A 17,679-nucleotide genomic window follows, 5' to 3' on the forward strand; every position below is an offset into this window, starting at 1 on the left:
CGTCCGCCCCGCCGCCCCCGGCCGCCCTGCCGTCCCGCTGCTCGGGGAGGGCCACGGCCTGCGCGTGATCCTTCGCCGCGCGGGCCTTCGCCTCGTGGGCCGCCATGGGCCCGGACATGTAGGCGAGGATGGCCGCGGAGGCGATGAACGCCATGTGGATGACCGTCCCCCACATCAGGTCGTGCCGGGGCGTGTGGTGCACGTCGACGAACATCTGGAGCAGATGCACCGACGAGATCCCCACGATGGCGGTGGCCAGTTTGACCTTCAGCACGTTGGAATTGACGTGCGAAAGCCACTCGGGCTGGTCCCGGTGGCCCTGCAGTCCGATCCGCGAGACGAAGGTCTCGTACCCCCCGACGATCACCATGATCAGCAGATTGGCGATCATCACCACATCGACGAGCTTGAGGACGGCGAGCATCACGTGCGTCTCGTCCGCGTGCCCGCTGATGACGTGATGGATGAGGTGCCACAACTCGTTGAAGAACTTGTAGACGTACACGCCCTGCGCGGCCACCAGGCCGAAATACAAGGGCGCTTGGAGCCAACGGGTCGCGAAGAGGGCACACCCCAGGGTGGTCATGTTCGAGGGGGACGAGGTGGAGCGGGACACGAGACCTCCAACGGCCGTGAGGCTCATCATTCTTGTGGTCCGCGACCGACAATCTGAATTCGAGCCACCCGTTGGGGTTAATAGAAATCCAGTCGGACAGGAACGTCGCATGTCACCTCCCTTTCCTCTGCCCCTCGACGGCATCACCGTCGTCAGCCTCGAGCAGGCCGTCGCCGCCCCTTTCGCCACTCGGCAGCTCGCCGACCTCGGGGCCAGGGTCATCAAGGTCGAGCGGCCCGGGGGCGGCGATTTCGCACGGCGGTACGACACCACCGTGCGGGGGCAGGCCAGCTATTTCGTCTGGCTCAACCGGTCCAAGGAGTCGCTCACCCTGGACCTGAAGTCGGATCGGGGCCTGGCGATCCTGGCGGAACTCCTCGCGGGAGCCGATGTGTTCGTGCAGAACCTCGCCCCGGGCGCCGCCGACCGGCTGGGGCTCGGCGCCGAGGAGCTGCAGGAGCGCCACCCGTCCCTGATCACGTGCACCGTCAGCGGCTACGGCACGGACGGGCCCTGGGCCGACCGCAAGGCGTACGACCTGCTCGTGCAGTGCCAGACCGGGCTGCTCCAGCTCACCGGCACGCCGGACGAGGCAGCGCGCGCGGGGATCTCCGTCGCCGACATCGCCGGGGGGATGTACGCGTACAGCGGCATCCTGTCGGCGCTGTACACGCGGGCGACGACGGGGCGGGCCCCCACCGTCGAGGTGTCCCTCTTCGACGCGCTCGCCGAGTGGATGGGGCAGCCCGCCTACTACACGCGGTACGGCGGCACCCAGCCGCCCCGCGTCGGCGCCCGGCACGCGACGGTCGCGCCGTACGGTCCGTTCACGGCCTCCGACGGCAAGGACGTACTCCTTTCGGTGCAGAACGAGCGCGAATGGGCCGCCCTGTGCCGTGAGTTCATCGGCCGGCCCGAGCTGGCCGACGATCCGCGCTTCGCCACCGGATCCGACCGTGTGGCGCACCGCGACGCCCTGGACGCGATCATCTCCGCGCGCTTCGCGGAGCTCGACAGCGACGCGGCGATGCAGCTGCTCGACCGGACGGGCATCGCCAACGCGGGGGTCAACTCGGTCCACGAGTTCCTGGCCCACCCGGTGCTCACCGAACGCGGACGCTGGCGGGACATCCGCGTCCCGGGCACGCCCGAGCCCGTCCAGGCCCTGCTGCCCCCCGGCCGTCCTCTCGGGCGTCGCCCCGCGCATGGACCCGGTGCCGGACGCGGGCGAGCACACCGACGCGATCCTCGCGGAGCTGGGCCACGGCCCGGCCGACGTCGCCCGGCTGCGCGCGGAGGGGGTCTGCCGGTGAGCTCCCTGGACGCCCTCTCGCCGGAGGAGCAGCTGGTGGTCACCACCGTCCGCGACTTCGTGGACCGCGAGGTCAGGCCGGTCGCGAGGGAGTTGGAGCACTCCGACACCTATCCCGGGGCCCAGATCGAGGGGATGAAGGAACTGGGCGTCTTCGGCCTCGCCGTTCCCGCGGAGTTCGGCGGGACCCCCGTCTCCACCCCCTGCTACGTCCTGGTCACCGAAGAGCTGGCCCGGGGCTGGATGAGCCTGGCGGGCGCGATGGGCGGCCACACGGTCGTCGCGAAGCTGCTCCTGCACTTCGGCACCCCCGAGCAGCGGCGGCGCTGGCTGCCCCGCATGGCCACCGGCGAGGTGCGGGCCACGATGGCCCTGACCGAACCGGGCGGCGGCTCGGACCTGCAGGCGCTGCGCACGGTCGCGCGCCGCGACGAGGAGAGCGGCGGTTACGTCGTCGACGGCGCGAAGACCTGGATCACCAACTCCCGGCGCTCCGGGCTGATCGCGCTGCTCTGCAAGACCGACCCGGACGCCGAGCCCCGGCACCGCGGCATCTCGGTGCTGCTCGCCGAACACGGCCCGGGACTGACGGTCTCGCGCGATCTGCCGAAGCTCGGCTACAAGGGCGTGGAGAGCTGCGAGCTGTCCTTCGACGGCTACCGCGCCCCGGCCGACGCCCTCCTCGGCGGCGTCGAGGGCAAGGGGTTCGGGCAGATGATGAAGGGCCTGGAGACGGGGCGGCTGCAGGTCGCGGCCCGTGCGCTGGGGGTGGCCCGCGCCGCGTTCGAGGACGCGCTGCGCTACGCCCAGGAGCGCGAGTCGTTCGGCGTGCCGATCTGGCAGCACCAGTCCGTCGGCAACTACCTCGCGGACATGGCCACTTCGCTCACGGCGGCCCGCCAGCTGACCCTGCACGCGGCCCGCGAGGCCGACGCGGGGCGGCGGGTGGACATGGAGGCGGGGATGGCCAAGCTCTTCGCGTCGGAGACGGCGGTGCGGATCACCCTGGACGCGATCCGCATCCACGGCGGCCACGGCTATTCGACGGAGTTCGACGTCGAACGCTACTTCCGTGACGCGCCGTTGATGGTCGTCGGCGAGGGCACCAACGAGATCCAGCGCACGGTGATCGCCCGGCAGCTCGTGGCGCGCGGCGGAACGGATCTGTGAGCGGCGGCACGGACCCGTGATCCGTGCCGCGCGTGCGGTGACCGTCAGCCGTCGGCGGGGACGCCGAGCCCTTCGAGTACGACCGCGTTCGGCAGCCCGGCGAACGCCTTGCCCGGCACGATGAGTTTGCCGCGCCTGCTGCCGCTGCCCACCAGGACGTACGGCAGATCGGCCACGGCGGCGTCGACCAGCAGCGGCCACGCGGCGGGCAGCCCGATCGGCGTGATGCCGCCGTACTCCATGCCGGTCTCCCCCGTGGCCGTGTCCATCGGCGCGAACGAGGCCTTGCGCGCGCCGAGTTGGCGGCGCACGACGCCGTTCACGTCGACGCGCGCCCCGGACGGCACGAGGCACGCGGCGAGCGTGGTCTCGCCGCCGCGCTTGCCCGCGACGACCACACAGTTGGCGGACCGGTCGAGCAGCCCGGGGCCGTAGTGCTCCACGAACGTGGCGGTGTCGGCCCACCGCGGGTCGGTGTCGACGTGGATCAGGTCGTCGGCCGGGACGGGGCCGCGCCAGCCGCGCACGGCCTCCGCGACGGGCGGCACCAGCAGGTCGAGAGCTTCGGGGGCGGGGCTGACGACGTCGAATTCACCGAAGGGAGCACGCATGGCGGCACGCTAACAGCCGTCGGCGGGCGGTGGTGCGTCCGTTCCCCCCGGCCGTCGTCAGTAGGAGCCCGCGTGCGCCGGTGGCACCGAGACGGACATCGTCATCTCGACGGGCTCGGCGCCCTTGTTGTGGTAGCCGTGCTGCACGTTGGCCTCGAAGGTGGCGGCCGTCCCGGCGGCGACGACGTGCTCGGCGCCGTCCACGACGAGCGTCAGTTCGCCCCGCGCGACGTGCAGGAGCTCGATGGTGCCCGGCGGATGCGCGTCGGAGTCGCTGCCCTCGCCCGGCATGAGGTGCCAGGACCACAGCTCGAAGGGGCCGCGCGCCTCGGCGCCCACGAGGAGCGTCGTGCTGCTGCCCGCTTCCGTGGACCACATGCGGACCGCCTGCTCCGGCGGCACGAGCCGGACGTGCGGCCCCTGTTCGTAGTCGAGGAGCGTGGTGATGCTGACGCCCAGCGCGTCCGCGAGCTTCACGGTGATGCCCACGCTGGGGTTGGTCCTGGCCTGCTCGATCTGGATGATCATGCCGCGGCTGACGCCCGCGCGGGCGGCGAGCGCGTCGAGGGTGAAGCCCCTCTCGTTGCGCCAGCGCTTGAGGTTGCGGGCGAGCGACTGGGTCAGCTGGTCGAGGTCCGACACATTCCCGTCCAATATTCTGGATGACAGAGTTCACGATACTGAACTACGGTGTGGTGCACCTGATAAGCCCAGATGGTTCAACACACTGTACTGCGAGGCCCCTCGATGACCGCACTGTTCGCCCTGGCCACCAGCCTCCTGTGGGGCCTCGCCGACTTCGGCGGCGGACTGCTGACGCGGCGCATCCCCGCCCTCACCGTGGTGGTGGCCTCCCAGACGGTCGCGGTGCTGGTGCTCGGCGCGATCGTGGTCGCGACCGGCGGATGGACCGAGTGGGGACCCCAGCTGTGGTTCGCGGTGGCCGCGGGCCTCGTCGGCCCCGTCGCGATGCTCGCCTTCTACAAGGCCCTCGCCCTCGGCCCGATGGGCGTCGTCTCGCCGCTCGGCTCGCTCGGCGTCGCCGTGCCGGTCGGCGTCGGGCTCCTGCTGGGCGAGCGGCCGGGCCTCGCCCAGTTCGCGGGCATCACCGTCGCGGTCGTGGGCATCCTGCTCGCGGGCGGGCCCGAGCTGCGCGGCGCCCCCGTGCAGCGGCAGGCGGTCCTGCTCACCCTGCTCGCCGCGTTCGGCTTCGGCGGCGTGATGGCGCTGATCGCCGAGGCATCGAGCAATCTGACCGGACTGTTCCTCGCGCTCTTCGTGCAGCGCGTGACGAACGTGGCGGCGGGCGGCACCGCGCTGTACGTCTCCGTGCGGCGCGGCGGCCGGGCGCTGCCCGAAGTCTCCAGGGCGGCAGGGGGCGGCATGGGCGTCGTGTGGGCCGCGCTTCCGGCCCTCGCCTTCGTCGGCCTGGCGGACGTCGCCGCCAACGGCACGTACTCGGTGGCCGCGCAGAACGGCCCGGTCACCGTCGCCGCGGTCCTCTCCTCGGTCTATCCGGTGGTGACGGCGCTGGCGGCACGGGCCGTCCTGAAGGAACGTCTGCGCGGGGTGCAGGCGGCGGGCGCGGGGCTGGCCCTGGTGGGCACGGTCCTGCTGGCGAGCTGAGGCGGTCGCCCCCTCTCAGACCTCGCCCAACTCGCCCAGGGCGATGAGTTGTTCCGGTGTGACCCCGTCGGGGATCGGCACCGGCGCAGGCGTGCGCAAGGGCGGCTGCCACCCCTGCTCGGCGTCCCAGGTGCGCACGACCCGCGCGGGCGCCCCGGCCACCACGGCACGGTCGGGCACCTCGCCCCGGACGACCGCGCCCGCGGCGACCACCACGTTGCGGCCGATCCGCGCCCCCGGCAGGATCACCGCGCCCGTCCCGATCCAGCAGCCGGGCCCGATCTCCACCGGATCCATGCGCGGCCACTGCTTGCCGATCGGCGTGTGCGGGTCGTCGTAGGAGTGGTTGGTGGACGTCACGTACACATAGGGGCCGAAGTAGCAGTCGTCGCCGATCGAGACCGTCGTGTCCGCGATGACGTGGCTGCCGCGGCCGAGCACGACGCCGTTGCCGATGCGCAGGATCGGGTCGGGTCCGAGGTCGAGGTCCGGCATCAGTCCCGCGGTGAGCGTGACGTGCTGGCCCACGATGCAGTGGTCGCCGATCCTGATCCACGGCTCGCCGAAGACCGTGCCCTGCGGAAAGGCGAGCTTCGTACCCTCGCCGATGGCGCCGAACCGCAGCCGCCCGGGGTGCGCGGCGGTCACCGCGCCCGTGCGCTGCACCCACTCCCAGCCCGCGTGGACGGCGCGCTGCGCGAGCCGGCGCGGTGCGGCGGCAAGGGATGAGAACGTGTTCCTGTTCTTCGGCACGGGCTCACGGTACTCAGCGCCACGGGGTCCCGCAGGCCCCTGGCCTGTGATCTTCACCCCACACGGCCGCGTGCGCTCCCCCGTCCCGTACGGTGCCGTCAGGCGCGACGCGAGACAGACGTCCACACAGACGTACGGAAGAGGGAGCGAGTCGATGGGCCACGAGGCACTCATCACCGGCATCGGCGGCAAGGACCCGAAGATCGATCAGGACGCTTTCACCGCGCCGACGTCCGTCGTGATCGGTGAGGTGACCCTGCAGGCCGGGGCGAGCGCCTGGTACGGCGCGGTGCTGCGCGCCGACTGCGGGCCCATCGTCGTGGGCGCCGACAGCAACATCCAGGACAACTGCAGCCTCCACGTCGACCCGGGCTTCCCCATCACGATCGGGGAGCGCGTCTCGGTCGGCCACAACGCCGTCCTGCACGGCTGCACCGTCGAGGACGACTCCTTGATCGGCATGGGCGCCACCGTCCTGAACGGCGCGGTGATCGGCACCGGTTCGCTGGTGGCCGCCCAGGCCTTGGTGCCCCAGGGCATGCGGGTGCCCCCGGGCTCACTCGTCGCGGGGGTGCCTGCCAAGGTGCGCAGGCCGCTCACCGACGAGGAGCGCGAGGGCGTCTCCCTGAACGGCACGTTCTACGTCGAGCTGGCCAAGGCCCACCGCGACGCGCACGCGGCGGGCTGACCGGGGGGAGCGGTTCAGTCGGCGGGGACGGGCTGCGGCTCGGCCACCGGGGTCCCTGCCGCCTCCGCCTCCGCCTCCGCCGCCACCTTCTTGGCCCGGTGCTTGACGAACAGCATCGAACCGACGCCGATGAGCACGGCGATGCCCAGTCCCACGTACGAGAACCGCTTCAGCCAGTCCTCGGCGACCACGCCGATGTAGTAGATGACGGCGGTGGTGCCGCCCGCCCAGATGATGCCGCCGAGGACGTTGGCGATCAGGAACTTCCAGTACGGCATGCGCAGGACACCCGCGAGCGGGCCCGCGAAGATGCGCAGGAGGGCGATGAAGCGGCCGAAGAAGACCGCCCACATGCCCCACTTCTGGAAGGACCGCTCGGCGGTCGCCACGTTCGCGGCACCGAAGTGCTTGGGGAACTTGCGTTCCAGCCAGGCCAGGAGGGGTCGCCCGCCCTTGCGTCCGATGGCGTACCCGATGGAGTCGCCGATGATGGCGCCCGCGGTGGCGCACGCCCCGAGGATCACCGGGTTGATGTCACCGTGCTGGGAGGAGAGGAGCGCCGCGGAGACCAGGACGATCTCGCCGGGCAGCGGAATGCCCAGACTCTCAAGGCCGATGACGAGGCCCACCAGCGCGTAGATGCTGACGGCTGGTACGTGCTCCAGCCACTCCTGGACGTGCAACGCCGGTTCCTCCCGTGTCAAAAGTGTGTGTGCCCGGCGTGCGCGCCTGCTCGGCCGCGCACGCCGGGCAGCCTACCCGGACGGGGTCACCCGGCCGGAACGGCGTCCCAGAGGTCGCACCGGTGTGCGTCGTGCACCGTGGCGCTGATGCCGGTGCCGCCCGCGGACGCGGTGCGCAGGGAGAGCAGCCGCCCCGGGCGGGTGCGCTGGTCGGGGGCGGCGGGCCCGCCGTCGGCGCGCGGCACGCCGGTGCGGACGAAGGATCCCCAGTACTGGACCATCTGCCGGGCGAGCGCCCGCTGCTCGGCGTTCAGCGGTGAGGCCAGACCGAAGTGTTTGAAGAGGTACTGGACTTCGTTGACGTGGGTCGCGCCGAAGTCGAAGTCGGTGTCCAGTGCGCGGAGCGACGCGAAGGGCGGTGAGGTGCGGTCCGCGAACTCGTAGGCGTAGACGGGCCCGCGGTGCGCGAGGGCGGTGTTCATGCGCAGGGCCGTGCAGGCGAACATCCGGTCCCCGGCCGCCGCGCCGAACGCGTGCGTCGGTGAGGCGTGCTCCGCGAGGGGATACGCCTTCAGGACGCGGCCGCCCAGGTCGGGGCCGTACGCGTCGGTGACCGCCGCGGGGTACTGCTCGGCGGTGAGCGGGGCACCGGCGCCGTCGAACCGGGCGAAGGCGAAGAGGTTTCCCTCGTCGCTGTTCGCGCCGTTGAGCACGGGCACGCGGGACGCGCTCCCCTTCTCGTACGCCTCCTCGGGCTGCACCGGCAGGAAGGCGCCGCCGACGACCGGACCCCAGTCGAAGCCGGCCTGCGCGGCGAGGATGTCCCGCGCCGGCTTCCGCCGCAGGCAGGCGAGGGCGGTCGCCGGGTCGGGGCACCCCGCCTTCTTCGCGAAGGCCGCGCCGTCACGGGCCGCCGAAGCACGCTCGCGGGCCGCGCAGCCGCCGTACGCACCGCTCTCCACGATGCCCGCGTGGTACAGGCCGCGGGTGGTGGGCGAGGCGAGCAGGGTGCAGACGGAGCGGCCGCCCGCGGATTCACCCGCGATGGTGACGCGGTCCGCATCGCCGCCGAACCGGCCGATGTTGGCCCGCACCCAGCGCAGCGCGGCCTGCTGGTCGAGCAGTCCGTAGTTGCCGGACACGCCGTCGGACGCCTCGTCGTCCAGACCCGCGGCGGCGAGGAACCCCATGGCTCCGAGGCGGTAGTTGACGGTCACGACGACGGTGCCGGTGCTGCGGGCGAAGGAGTCGGGCACGATGTCCTCGCCCGCTCCGGCGGTGAGCCCGCCGCCGTGCAGCCACACCATCACGGGGCGCTGTCGCTCGGCGTGCCCCCTGGGCGCATAGACGTTGAGGTCGAGGCAGTCCTCGGTGTGGCTGGGATTCTCGTATCCCGGGTCCCAACTGGCGCTCTGCACGCAGCGGTTGCCGAAGCCGGTCGCCCGACGCACCCCGTCCCAGGGCTTCGCGGGGCGGGGTTCCTTCCAGCGCAGGCTACCGACCGGCTGCCGCGCATAGGGGATGCCGAGGAACTGCCGCCCCTCGCCGGTCGATGCCCCGCGCACCCAGCCCGCATCGGTGCGCACCAGCGTGCCGTCCGCGGCGGCCGGACGGTCCGCGGCCTGCGCCGGGAGCGGCACGAGCGAGGCCGCGGCGGCGGCCGCCATGACGGCGACGACCGAGGCGGCACGGCGTATCCGCCCGCGCTTGCCGCCCGTCCCTCTCCTGCACCGCTTCATGAACCGGCCCCCTTGACGACGGCGTGCGCGGAAAGGAGCAACTTGCTCGCGGACGTGCCCACTTGGATGGTCCGCCGACCGCTGCCGAGCACCCAGTCGTGGCGCTCGGCGTCCCACGCCGACAGGGTCCTGCGGTCGACGTGGACGGTGACGCGCCGTCCCTGCCCGGCGCGCAGCGCGAGCCGCTCGTAGCCGCCGAGCACCCGCTCGGCCTGAGCCATCGCCAGGTCGGGTGAAGGACCGACGTACACCTGGGCGACGGTGATGCCGTCCCGCCTGCCGGTGTTGCGCACGGTGAAGCCGACGTCCAGGCCCCGGCCCACCCGGCGGACCGTCAGGTCCTGGTAGGCGAAGGTGGTGTACGAGAGCCCGTGCCCGAAGGGGAAGAGCGGCCGCACCCCTTCGGCGTCGTACCAGCGGTAGCCGACGAGGACGCCCTCGGAGTACTCCTCGACGCCGTTCGCCCCCGGATAGCGGAGCGGGTTCCCCGCCATCGGGTGGTGGTCGTCGTCCACCGGGAAGGACTGGGTGAGCCGACCGCCCGGGTCGCAGTCGCCGAACAGGACGGCCGCGGTGGCGGCCGCGCCCTCCTGGCCCGGGTAGTACATCTGCAGCACGGCGGCGGTCCGCTCCAGCCACGGCATGGAAGTGGCCGACGACGTGTTCAGGACCACGGTGGTGCGGGGGTTGGCGCCGGTCACCGCCCTGATCAGGGCCTCCTGGTGGCCGGGGAGCGCGACGGTCGTGCGGTCCTGGCCCTCGGTCGCGTCCTCGTACGCGAAGAGGACGACGCTGTGCGCGCCGCGCGCCGCACGCACGGCTTCGGCGACATCGGCCGTGCGGGTGGCGCCGGTGACGCGGCGCAGCCGGAACGTCTGGCCCCGGTCGCCGCCCTTGGCCCTGATCCGCAGCCGGTGCCCGGCAGGGCCGAGGGGCAGCGTCGCACGCCGGACGTTCAGCCCGTCCGGCGCGGTGGAGACGAGGCCGCCGGAGAAGAACTCGCCGACGCCCGGCTGCGTCGGATAGAGCTCGACGCCGTCCAGCTCCACCTCGGGCCGCTCGCCGGAGTAGTGGATGACGAGCGTCCACTCGTCCGGCTCCTGCGGTGTGAGCGTCCCTTCGTACGTCCACTCCTTGCCCGCGGCGACCCGCTGGCCCTCGGTGTCGAGGCCGGGGCTGAGCTCGCGCCGCGGGATCGCCTTGCCGTAGAGGTCCTCGCCCAGCGCGTACGTGACGTCGGCGCCGCGTCCGGCCCGGTCGGTGATGGCGTCGAGCGGGCTGTCCGCGTGGTCGGGGACGACATGGGCGCTGCCGCCGCCGCTGACGAAGGGGTAGCGGCCGGTGGGCCCGATGACGGCGATGTCGCGGGCGGCGCGGCCCCTCAGCGGCAGGGCCCCGTGGGCGTTGCGCAGCAGGGTGGCGCCCGCCTTGGCGACGTCGAGGGCGACCGCCGCCCCGGCCCGCGGGTCGCGCCCGGGACGCGGCGGCGCGCTCTTGTCGAGCAGCCCGAACCGTTCCATGACGCCGAGGATCCGGCGGACGGAGCGGTCGACCTGCGGCTCGGGAACGCTGCCGTTCTTGACGGCCTTCTTCAGGGCGGCGCCGAAGTAGGTGTCGTCGGGCATCTCCATGTCGAGCCCGGCGGCGAGGGCGGCGACGGTGCTGTGCTGCGCGAACCAGTCGGTCATCACCCACCCCTCGAAGCCCCAGCGCTCGCGCAGGATGTCGCTGAGCAGGGTCCTGTTCTCGCAGGCGAAGGTGCCGTTGACCTTGTTGTACGCGCCCATGACGGCGCCGGTGCCCGCGGCGGCGGCCGCCTCGAACCCCCGCAGCTCCGTCTCGTGCATGGTGCGCTCGTCGGCCCGCACGTCGATGGACATGCGGTCCTTCTCCTGGTTGTTCAGGGCGAAGTGCTTGACGGTGGCGATGAGTCCCTCGCCCTGGATGCCCTTGATCTCCGCGGACACCAGGTCGGCGGCGAGCAGCGGATCCTCGCCGAAGGTCTCGAAGTTGCGGCCCGCGTACGGGGTGCGGATGAGGTTGACCATCGGCGACAGGAGCACGTCCTGCCCGAGGGCGCGTCCTTCACGGCCGATGACCCGGCCATAGCGCCGGGCGAGGGCCGGGTCGAAGGCGGAGGCGAGCAGGACGGGGGCGGGCAGGGCGGTGGCACGGGCCGCGACGCGGACGCCCGCGGGCCCGTCGGCGAGCCGCAGGGCGGGGATGCCGAGCCGCGGCACTCCGGGAACGTAACCCGCCTGGCCGAGCCCCTTGGGGTCGGTCGCGCCGTGCAGCAGGGAGATCTTCTCGTCGAGGGTGAGTCTGCCGATGAGGGACTCGACGCGGGGGCCCGCGTCGGGGCCCTGTCTGGACCGGGCGGCCGCGTGCGAGGGAACCGCCACGCCGGTGGTGGCCGCGGCGGCCACGGTGATCGCACCGCCGACCAGCCTGAGGGCTGACCGCCGGGACACGGAGTCGGACATGAGCCGTCACTTCCTTCTGTGTCTGGTGCGCGAACACGACTGTGCAAAACGAAGCGTGTACACGTGCCAATGGCGGGTCGCCGTTCGCCCTTTGAACGCACTATGCGACAGAAGGACTTGACGCGCCGTTAGACACCACGAGGGGCGGCGGGAAAACTATGACCGAGGATGACTCGTGTCAATAAGTTGAACAAGAAGCGATCGGCGAGCAGCGGCCGCCGGTCGCCACCGAACGACGTCAGGCCCGTGGTTGCGTCCGGGGGACACAACCACGGGCCTGAGCTCACCCGTTCGGGAATTCAGCTGGGGTTGTTGGGGCGCAGCGTCCACACCACCGTCATCTCGCCGGTGACGGCGCCGTCCTCGCGCCGGATCTCGATGGCGACGGGGAACTCGGGGCGCTCGCCCGCGTCCAGTTCGGCGATCACGTCGGTGACCGGACGGCCGAGGGTCGCCGTCGCCGTAACGGGGCCCATGGCCAGCTTCTTGTACGCGATCTCGGCGCTGACGGCGAGCGGGACCGCCCGCGAAAGCTCCGCGCCGAACGCGGCGAGGACGATGGCCCCACTCGCGGACTCGCCCAGCGTGAACATGGCACCGGCGTGCGGCCCGCCGACGTGGTTGTGGTAGTCGCTCTGGTCGGGCAGGGCGACCACGGCCCTGTCCGGCGCGGTCTCCCGGAACTCGAGGTTCAGGGTCCGGGCCATCGGAACCGTGGCGGCGAGCATCTCGCCGATCGACATCTGGTCTGCGCTCATGACCGCGATGTTACCCACGAGTAGCGACCCTTGACCAGGACCCGTCCGCGCGTGGATCACCGTCACCTATGGTTGACGCCCATGTGGCATGGAGAGCAGCCGCCCGGGGGCGAGCGGAACCAGCAGGGCCAAGGGCAGCACCAGGCGCCGGGACAGCCGCCCGGACAGGGACAGAACCCGTACCAGCAGCCGGGATACCAGCAGCCCCATCCGTACGGGCAGCAGGACCGGTGGAACGCTCCGACGATGCCCGGGGGCCCGCAGGGAGCGGCGCCCGGCGGCAAGGGCGGCGGCGACCGCGCCAAGCTGATCGCCCTGGTCACAGCCGGCGCCGTCGTGGTCGCCGCGGGCGTCACCGGTTTCCTGCTCCTCGGCGGCGACAAGGACGACACCGCCGGGCCCGACCCGGCGAAGTCCGGCGCCGCCGCGGACCCGGCCGCCTCCGACGCCCCCAACCCCCGCACCGGCGACGGCATGCCCGAGCCGACGGTTCCCGGCTGGAAGGTCGTCGTCAATCCCAAGGTCGGCATCGCCTTCGACGTGCCCGCCCAGTGGTCCCTGGAGTCGCGGGACTGGGCCGGCGGGGTCGTCGACAACAAGGACGCCGAGGACGAGTCGGCGCCGTTCCTCGCCGCCTACGCGGCCCCCGCCTACTTCAAGGAGAAGTGGTGCGTGAGCGACGACGACAAGGACGGCATCAAGGACGACACGCCGCTGGCGGCCGCGGGCACACGCGGCGGGCGCGGCATGAAGAGCACCCGGCAGTTCGCGCGCCACGACGCGGCCAACTGGGTCTACGGCGTGTACACGCAGCCGGACAGGAAGAAGGTCACGACGGGCCCGACCGAGTCGTACACCACCAGGTCCGGCGTCAAGGGCAGCCTGGTGAAGGCGAGTTCGTCCGGTGTCGAGAAGCAGGGCAAGTGCGCATCGGACGGCAAGGCCACGGTGTTCGCCTTCAAGGACCAGGAGGGGCGGTTCGTCTCCTGGTCCTTCCACGGCGCCAAGGGCGTGAAGGACGAACTTCCGGACGCCACGGTCGAGAAGATCCTCGCAACGGTGCGTCTGTACGAGCCCGTCCAGGACTGACCCTTTTCGGGAAGCCGGGCTCGCGACGGACCCGGGGCCGTTGTGATCTTGTACGTCCGGTCCCCGTATCGTGTCCGGCCATGTGGCCAGAACAGCAGCCGCCCGGGGGCGGGCAGAACTCGCAGGACCAGAGTCAGAACCCGTACCAGCAGCCGGGGTATCAGCAGCCGAATCCCTATCAGCAGCCGGGATACCAGGCACCGAGCCCCTACCAGCAGCCCGCGGCCGGGCAGCACGGCCAGTGGAGCGCCCCGACCGCACCGGCGGGGGTGCCACAGGCGCCGACCGGCGGCAGCGGCGGTGGCGACCGGGGCGGACGCAACAAGGTCAGGATCATTTCGATCGTGACGGCGGCCGCCGTGGTCGTGGCCGCCGGTGTGACCGGGTACCTGGTGCTCGGCGGCGATGACGACAAGGACACCAAGGCCGACGCCCCCGCGACCGGCTCACGGGAGCCGAGCCCCACGGCGGGCAACGGCTCCGACAGCGGGCGCGGCACGGACACCGAACTGAAGCCGACCATCAAGGGCTGGCACGTCGTGGTGAACCCGAAGTGGGGCACCGCCTTCGACGTGCCGCCCGAGTGGGAGGTGCAGAACCCCGGCTCGGCGATCGCCTTCGAGGACAACAAGACCGGCAAGCCGCTGATGACCATGTCGGCGCCCGCGTACCTCAAGTCCAAGTGGTGCGTCACGGACGACGACAAGGACGGCAGGACCGAGGACCACGAGCTCGCCGCCGTGGGCACGAAGGGCGCCAACGGCGCGAAGAACACCGACGAGGTCGCGGTGAACCAGGTCGCGTGGTGGGTCTACGCCGGCTACACCCAGCCGGACAAGAAGAGCTTCACCTCCGACGAGAAGGCGGAGCCGTACACCACCAAATCCGGCATCAAGGGCAGCATCGCCCGAGCGCAGTCGACGAACACCCCGCAGAAGGGCAAGTGCGCCACGGACGGCAAGGCGATCACCTTCGGCTTCAAGAACGCCGCGGGTGAGTACGTCGCCTGGAGCCTCTACGGCGCCAAGGGCGTGAAGGACGAGATACCGGAGAAGACGGTGATGAAGATCCTCAGCACGGTGCGCACCCACGGAGACCCGACGGAGTCCTGAGGCGTCCCTCATCCCGAGGTGTTCCTCCGCTTCTCCGCACTCTCCTCCGCATTCCTGCACCCTTCCCTCCCCGCCCCACAGGGGGCGCGCATGGCACCAGGTCCCGGGCACCTCTATGGTTACTGGCCATGTGGCCAGAAAATCAGCCGCCCGGGGGCGAGCAGAACCCGCAGGACCAGAGTCAGAACCCGTACCAGCAGCCGGGGTACCAGCAGCCGAACCCGTATCAGCAGCCGGGATACCAGCAGCAGCCTGCGGGTGGCTACCAGCAGCCGGGCGGCCAGCAGCCGCACCCGGGCGCGTACTCGCAGCCCGAGCAGTCGCACTGGGCGGCTCCGACGCCGCCGCCCGTGCCGCCGCAGCAGGCCGGCGGCGGGCAGGGCGGTGGCGGCGGCAACAAGACGAAGGTCACCGCCATCGTGGCGGCGCTCGCCGTGGTGGTGGCGGCCGGTGTCACCGGTTTCCTGGTCTTCGGCGGCGATGACGACAAGAACGACGAAGCGGGCCCCGCGAAGCCCTCGAAGTCCGCGTCGAAGAAGCCGAGCCCGTCGGCGAGCGACGACGGGAACGCGCGCGGCGGGGGCGACGACAACAAGCCCATGATCGACGGCTGGCAGGTCGTCGTGAACCCGAAGTGGGGCACCGCCTTCGACGTCCCGCCGGACTGGAAGGTCGAGACGCCGGACACCTTCATCGCCTTCGACGACCGCAAGGACGAGGGCGCGAAGACGATCATCGGCATGTCCGCGCCCGCGATCTTCAAGGACAAGTGGTGCACGTCCGACGACGACAAGGACGGCGAGCCCGACGACACCTCGCTCGCCGCGGTCGGCACCAAGGGCCAGAACGGCGCAAAGAACACCAAGGACGTCGCGCGCAACGACTCGGCCTGGTGGGTCTTCGGCGGCTACACCGAGCAGACGAAGGCCGACAAGAAGAAGATCAAGATCGGCGAGATCGAGGACTTCACCACGAAGGCCGGGATCAAGGGCAGCGTCGCCACGTCGACGACGTCCGGTGCCGCCACGTCGGCCAAGTGCGACTCCGAGGGCAAGGCCACCACGTTCGCCTTCAAGAACGGCGCCGGCGAGTTCGTCGCCTGGACCCTCTACGGCGCCAAGGGCGTCAAGGAGGAGGTCTCCGACGACCTCGTCAAGAAGATCCTCGGCACGGTGCGGCTGAGCGAGGAGACGCCCGAGTCCTGAGGCAGCCCGCCCGGAATCGGTTTGGCAAGTCGGCCGCCCGCCGGGGATAGTCCCGGGGTGACGACTCCCGCCCCCGCGCCGCGCCGCCGCCCCTCCTGGGCCGGCCGCAACTACACGCTGCTGACCGCCGCCGCGATCGTGACGAACCTCGGAAGCCACGGGGCGTTGATCGCGGCGGCGTTCGCGGTGCTGGACGCGGGCGGCGACGGCGGGGACGTCGGGCTCGTGGCCGCCGCGCGGACGCTGCCGCTCGTGCTGTTCCTGCTCATCGGCGGGGCGATCGCCGACCGGCTGCCGCGGCACCACGTGATGGTCGCGGCCAACGTCCTCAACTGCGGGTCGCAGGCCGCCTTCGCCCTGCTCGTCATCGCGGGCGAGCCCCAGCTGTGGCAGATGATGCTGCTCGGCGGTCTCGGCGGCGTCGGCCAGGCCTTCTTCGGGCCCGCCGCCGAGGGCATGCTGATGTCGTCGGTCAGCGGCGAGCAGGTGGGCCGCGCCTTCGCCCTGTACCGCATGGCGATGCAGGGGGCCGGGCTCGGCGGGGCCGCGCTCGGCGGTCTGCTGGTCGCGGCGATCGGTCCCGGCTGGGTGCTGGCGGTGGACGCCGCGGCGTTCGCGGTCGCGGGGGCGCTGCGATGCTTCCTCGATGTGAGCCACATCCCGAAGCGGGCACCCGGCGAGGGGCTCATCGCCGACCTGCGGGACGGCTGGCGCGAGTTCACCGGTCGGCCCTGGCTCTGGTCGATCGTGGCGCAGTTCTCGGTGGTGGTGGCGGTGGTCGGCGCCGCCGAGTCGGTGTTCGGGCCGCTGGTGGCGCGCGACGAGCTGGGCGGCGCGGGGCCGTGGGGCCTGGCGCTCGGCGCGTTCGGAGCGGGCACGGTCTGCGGGGCGTTCCTGATGATGCGGTGGAAGCCGCGGCGCCTGCTGTTCGCGGGCACCCTCTGTGTCTTCCCGCTGGCCGCTCCCTCGGCGGCGCTCGCGGTGCCGCTGCCGGTCGCCGGTCTCGCCGCGGTGATGTTCGTCAGCGGCGTGGCGATCGAGGTGTTCGGCGTCTCCTGGATGACCGCGATGCACCAGGAGATCCCGGAGGAGAAGCTGTCGCGCGTCGCCGCCTACGACTGGTTCGGCTCGATCGCGATGGTCCCGCTGGCCACCGCGCTCGCGGGCCCCGCGGAGTCCGCGTTCGGCCTGACCCCGTCGCTGTGGGGCTGCGCCGCGCTGGTGATCATCGTGACGGCGGCCGTCCTCTTCGTGCCGGACGTACGCAACCTGACCCGGCGCACGACGCACGTGGCGTCGGCCGCGACCCCGGCGGAGCAGGCACCGCTGGCTGCCGCGGCCAAGGCATCATCCGATGGAGAAGGCACCGTCGGGCGGCTCGGGTGAGGGGACCGCGTCCTCGTCCCGTACCGGCCTCGCGTCCCCGATGAAGCGACGCAGCGCGTCGCCGTGCTCGACCCGGGCGGGGAAGACGTCGGAGGCCGTGCGGCGGGCCAGTGCCGCGATGTCGATGGGCCGGTGCGCGGCGATCAGTACGGCGTTCCCGAAGCGGCGCCCGCGCAGCACCGACGGCTCGGCGATCAGCGCGAGCTCCTCGAAGACCTCGGCGAACGTGGCGAGTTGGGAGCGGAGGAAGGCGAACGGGGCGCCGTCGGCGAGGTTCGCGGTGTAGTGCCCGCCCGGGCGCAGCACCCGGTCGGCGGTTCGCGCGTACGCCACCGTCGTGAGGTGCGCGGGCACGCGTGAGCCGCCGAAGACATCGGCGACGACGATGTCGGCGCTGTCGTCCGGCACCGCGTCCAGCCACGCCCTGGCATCCGCGCCGTGCACGGCG

16 protein-coding genes and 1 pseudogene are annotated in these 17,679 nt (G+C 72.1%); 8 read left to right on the plus strand and 9 right to left on the minus strand.

The features are described from left to right. Nucleotides 1–616, minus strand: a 616-nt coding sequence (locus AOK03_RS03595; RefSeq protein WP_425264350.1) for a TIGR00645 family protein, incomplete at its 3' end; no start/stop codon positions are given. Nucleotides 617–725: 109 nt separating this feature from the next. Between AOK03_RS03595 and AOK03_RS40520 the strand changes: the two are divergent. Together AOK03_RS40520 and AOK03_RS03600 are read left to right on the plus strand one after the other, a co-directional pair. Beyond that, nucleotides 726–1,929, plus strand: a pseudogene (locus AOK03_RS40520) (CaiB/BaiF CoA transferase family protein). Continuing rightward, nucleotides 1,926–3,098 (plus strand): acyl-CoA dehydrogenase family protein, encoded by a 1,173-nt coding sequence (locus tag AOK03_RS03600; protein WP_055563678.1) that lies wholly within the window; start codon nt 1,926–1,928, stop codon nt 3,096–3,098. The pseudogene AOK03_RS40520 and the gene AOK03_RS03600 overlap by 4 nt, the downstream one beginning before the upstream one ends. A 44-nt stretch (nt 3,099–3,142) precedes the next feature. Here AOK03_RS03600 and AOK03_RS03605 read toward each other — a convergent pair whose 3' ends face one another. Next, nucleotides 3,143–3,709 (minus strand): YbaK/EbsC family protein, encoded by a 567-nt coding sequence (locus tag AOK03_RS03605; protein WP_055563665.1) that lies wholly within the window; start codon nt 3,707–3,709, stop codon nt 3,143–3,145. A 57-nt stretch (nt 3,710–3,766) separates the two neighbouring features. Beyond that, nucleotides 3,767–4,351 carry a helix-turn-helix domain-containing protein gene (locus tag AOK03_RS03610; RefSeq protein ID WP_055563666.1) on the minus strand — a complete coding sequence of 195 codons (585 nt, stop codon included), beginning with the start codon at nt 4,349–4,351 and terminating at the stop codon, nt 3,767–3,769. Between the two features lie 105 nt (nt 4,352–4,456). Here AOK03_RS03610 and AOK03_RS03615 point away from each other — a divergent pair, with 105 nt between their 5' ends. Beyond that, nucleotides 4,457–5,335, plus strand: coding sequence for a DMT family transporter (locus tag AOK03_RS03615; protein WP_055563667.1), 879 nt, complete (start codon nt 4,457–4,459; stop codon nt 5,333–5,335). A gap of 15 nt (nt 5,336–5,350) precedes the next feature. On the opposite strand, the gene AOK03_RS03620 is transcribed toward AOK03_RS03615, so the two are convergent. Next, nucleotides 5,351–6,088, minus strand: coding sequence for an acyltransferase (locus AOK03_RS03620; protein ID WP_055563668.1), 738 nt, complete (start codon nt 6,086–6,088; stop codon nt 5,351–5,353). Between the two features lie 154 nt (nt 6,089–6,242). Here AOK03_RS03620 and AOK03_RS03625 point away from each other — a divergent pair, with 154 nt between their 5' ends. Further along, nucleotides 6,243–6,776, plus strand: coding sequence for a gamma carbonic anhydrase family protein (locus AOK03_RS03625; RefSeq protein ID WP_055563669.1), 534 nt, complete (start codon nt 6,243–6,245; stop codon nt 6,774–6,776). Nucleotides 6,777–6,790: 14 nt separating this feature from the next. On the opposite strand, the gene AOK03_RS03630 is transcribed toward AOK03_RS03625, so the two are convergent. The 4 genes from AOK03_RS03630 to AOK03_RS03645 all read right to left on the minus strand — a co-directional run bounded on the left by AOK03_RS03630 (nt 6,791) and on the right by AOK03_RS03645 (nt 12,439). Beyond that, a complete protein-coding gene (locus tag AOK03_RS03630; RefSeq protein ID WP_055563670.1) occupies nt 6,791–7,459 on the minus strand; it encodes a DedA family protein in 669 nt (222 codons plus the stop codon). A gap of 86 nt (nt 7,460–7,545) precedes the next feature. Continuing rightward, nucleotides 7,546–9,198: a carboxylesterase/lipase family protein gene (locus AOK03_RS03635; RefSeq protein ID WP_055563671.1), complete on the minus strand. Its 1,653-nt coding sequence runs from the start codon at nt 9,196–9,198 to the stop codon at nt 7,546–7,548. Then, on the minus strand, nt 9,195–11,681 hold the full coding sequence (locus AOK03_RS03640; RefSeq protein WP_055563672.1) for a beta-glucosidase family protein: 2,487 nt from the start codon (nt 11,679–11,681) through the stop codon (nt 9,195–9,197). Before AOK03_RS03640 ends, AOK03_RS03635 begins: the two co-directional genes overlap by 4 nt. Nucleotides 11,682–11,980: 299 nt before the next feature. After that, nucleotides 11,981–12,439 (minus strand): DUF4442 domain-containing protein, encoded by a 459-nt coding sequence (locus AOK03_RS03645; RefSeq protein WP_079074451.1) that lies wholly within the window; start codon nt 12,437–12,439, stop codon nt 11,981–11,983. Between the two features lie 81 nt (nt 12,440–12,520). Between AOK03_RS03645 and AOK03_RS03650 the strand changes: the two genes are divergently transcribed. The 4 genes from AOK03_RS03650 to AOK03_RS03665 all read left to right on the plus strand — a co-directional run bounded on the left by AOK03_RS03650 (nt 12,521) and on the right by AOK03_RS03665 (nt 17,231). Then, a complete protein-coding gene (locus AOK03_RS03650) occupies nt 12,521–13,528 on the plus strand; it encodes a DUF8017 domain-containing protein (RefSeq protein WP_055563674.1) in 1,008 nt (335 codons plus the stop codon). Between the two features lie 80 nt (nt 13,529–13,608). Continuing rightward, nucleotides 13,609–14,640 carry a DUF8017 domain-containing protein gene (locus AOK03_RS03655; RefSeq protein WP_055563675.1) on the plus strand — a complete coding sequence of 344 codons (1,032 nt, stop codon included), beginning with the start codon at nt 13,609–13,611 and terminating at the stop codon, nt 14,638–14,640. Nucleotides 14,641–14,768: 128 nt separating this feature from the next. Further along, nucleotides 14,769–15,845: a DUF8017 domain-containing protein gene (locus AOK03_RS03660; RefSeq protein WP_055563676.1), complete on the plus strand. Its 1,077-nt coding sequence runs from the start codon at nt 14,769–14,771 to the stop codon at nt 15,843–15,845. A 57-nt stretch (nt 15,846–15,902) separates the two neighbouring features. Further along, nucleotides 15,903–17,231: an MFS transporter gene (locus AOK03_RS03665; RefSeq protein ID WP_055563677.1), complete on the plus strand. Its 1,329-nt coding sequence runs from the start codon at nt 15,903–15,905 to the stop codon at nt 17,229–17,231. Here AOK03_RS03665 and AOK03_RS03670 read toward each other — a convergent pair. Next, nucleotides 17,193–17,679: spermidine synthase (locus AOK03_RS03670; protein WP_167355569.1), on the minus strand; the 487-nt coding region annotated here is incomplete at its 5' end. The two genes, AOK03_RS03665 and AOK03_RS03670, sit on opposite strands and share 39 nt — an antisense overlap.

The organism is Streptomyces atriruber (assembly GCF_001418325.1).
In the GTDB taxonomy this organism is placed as follows: Bacteria; Actinomycetota; Actinomycetes; order Streptomycetales; family Streptomycetaceae; genus Streptomyces; species Streptomyces atriruber.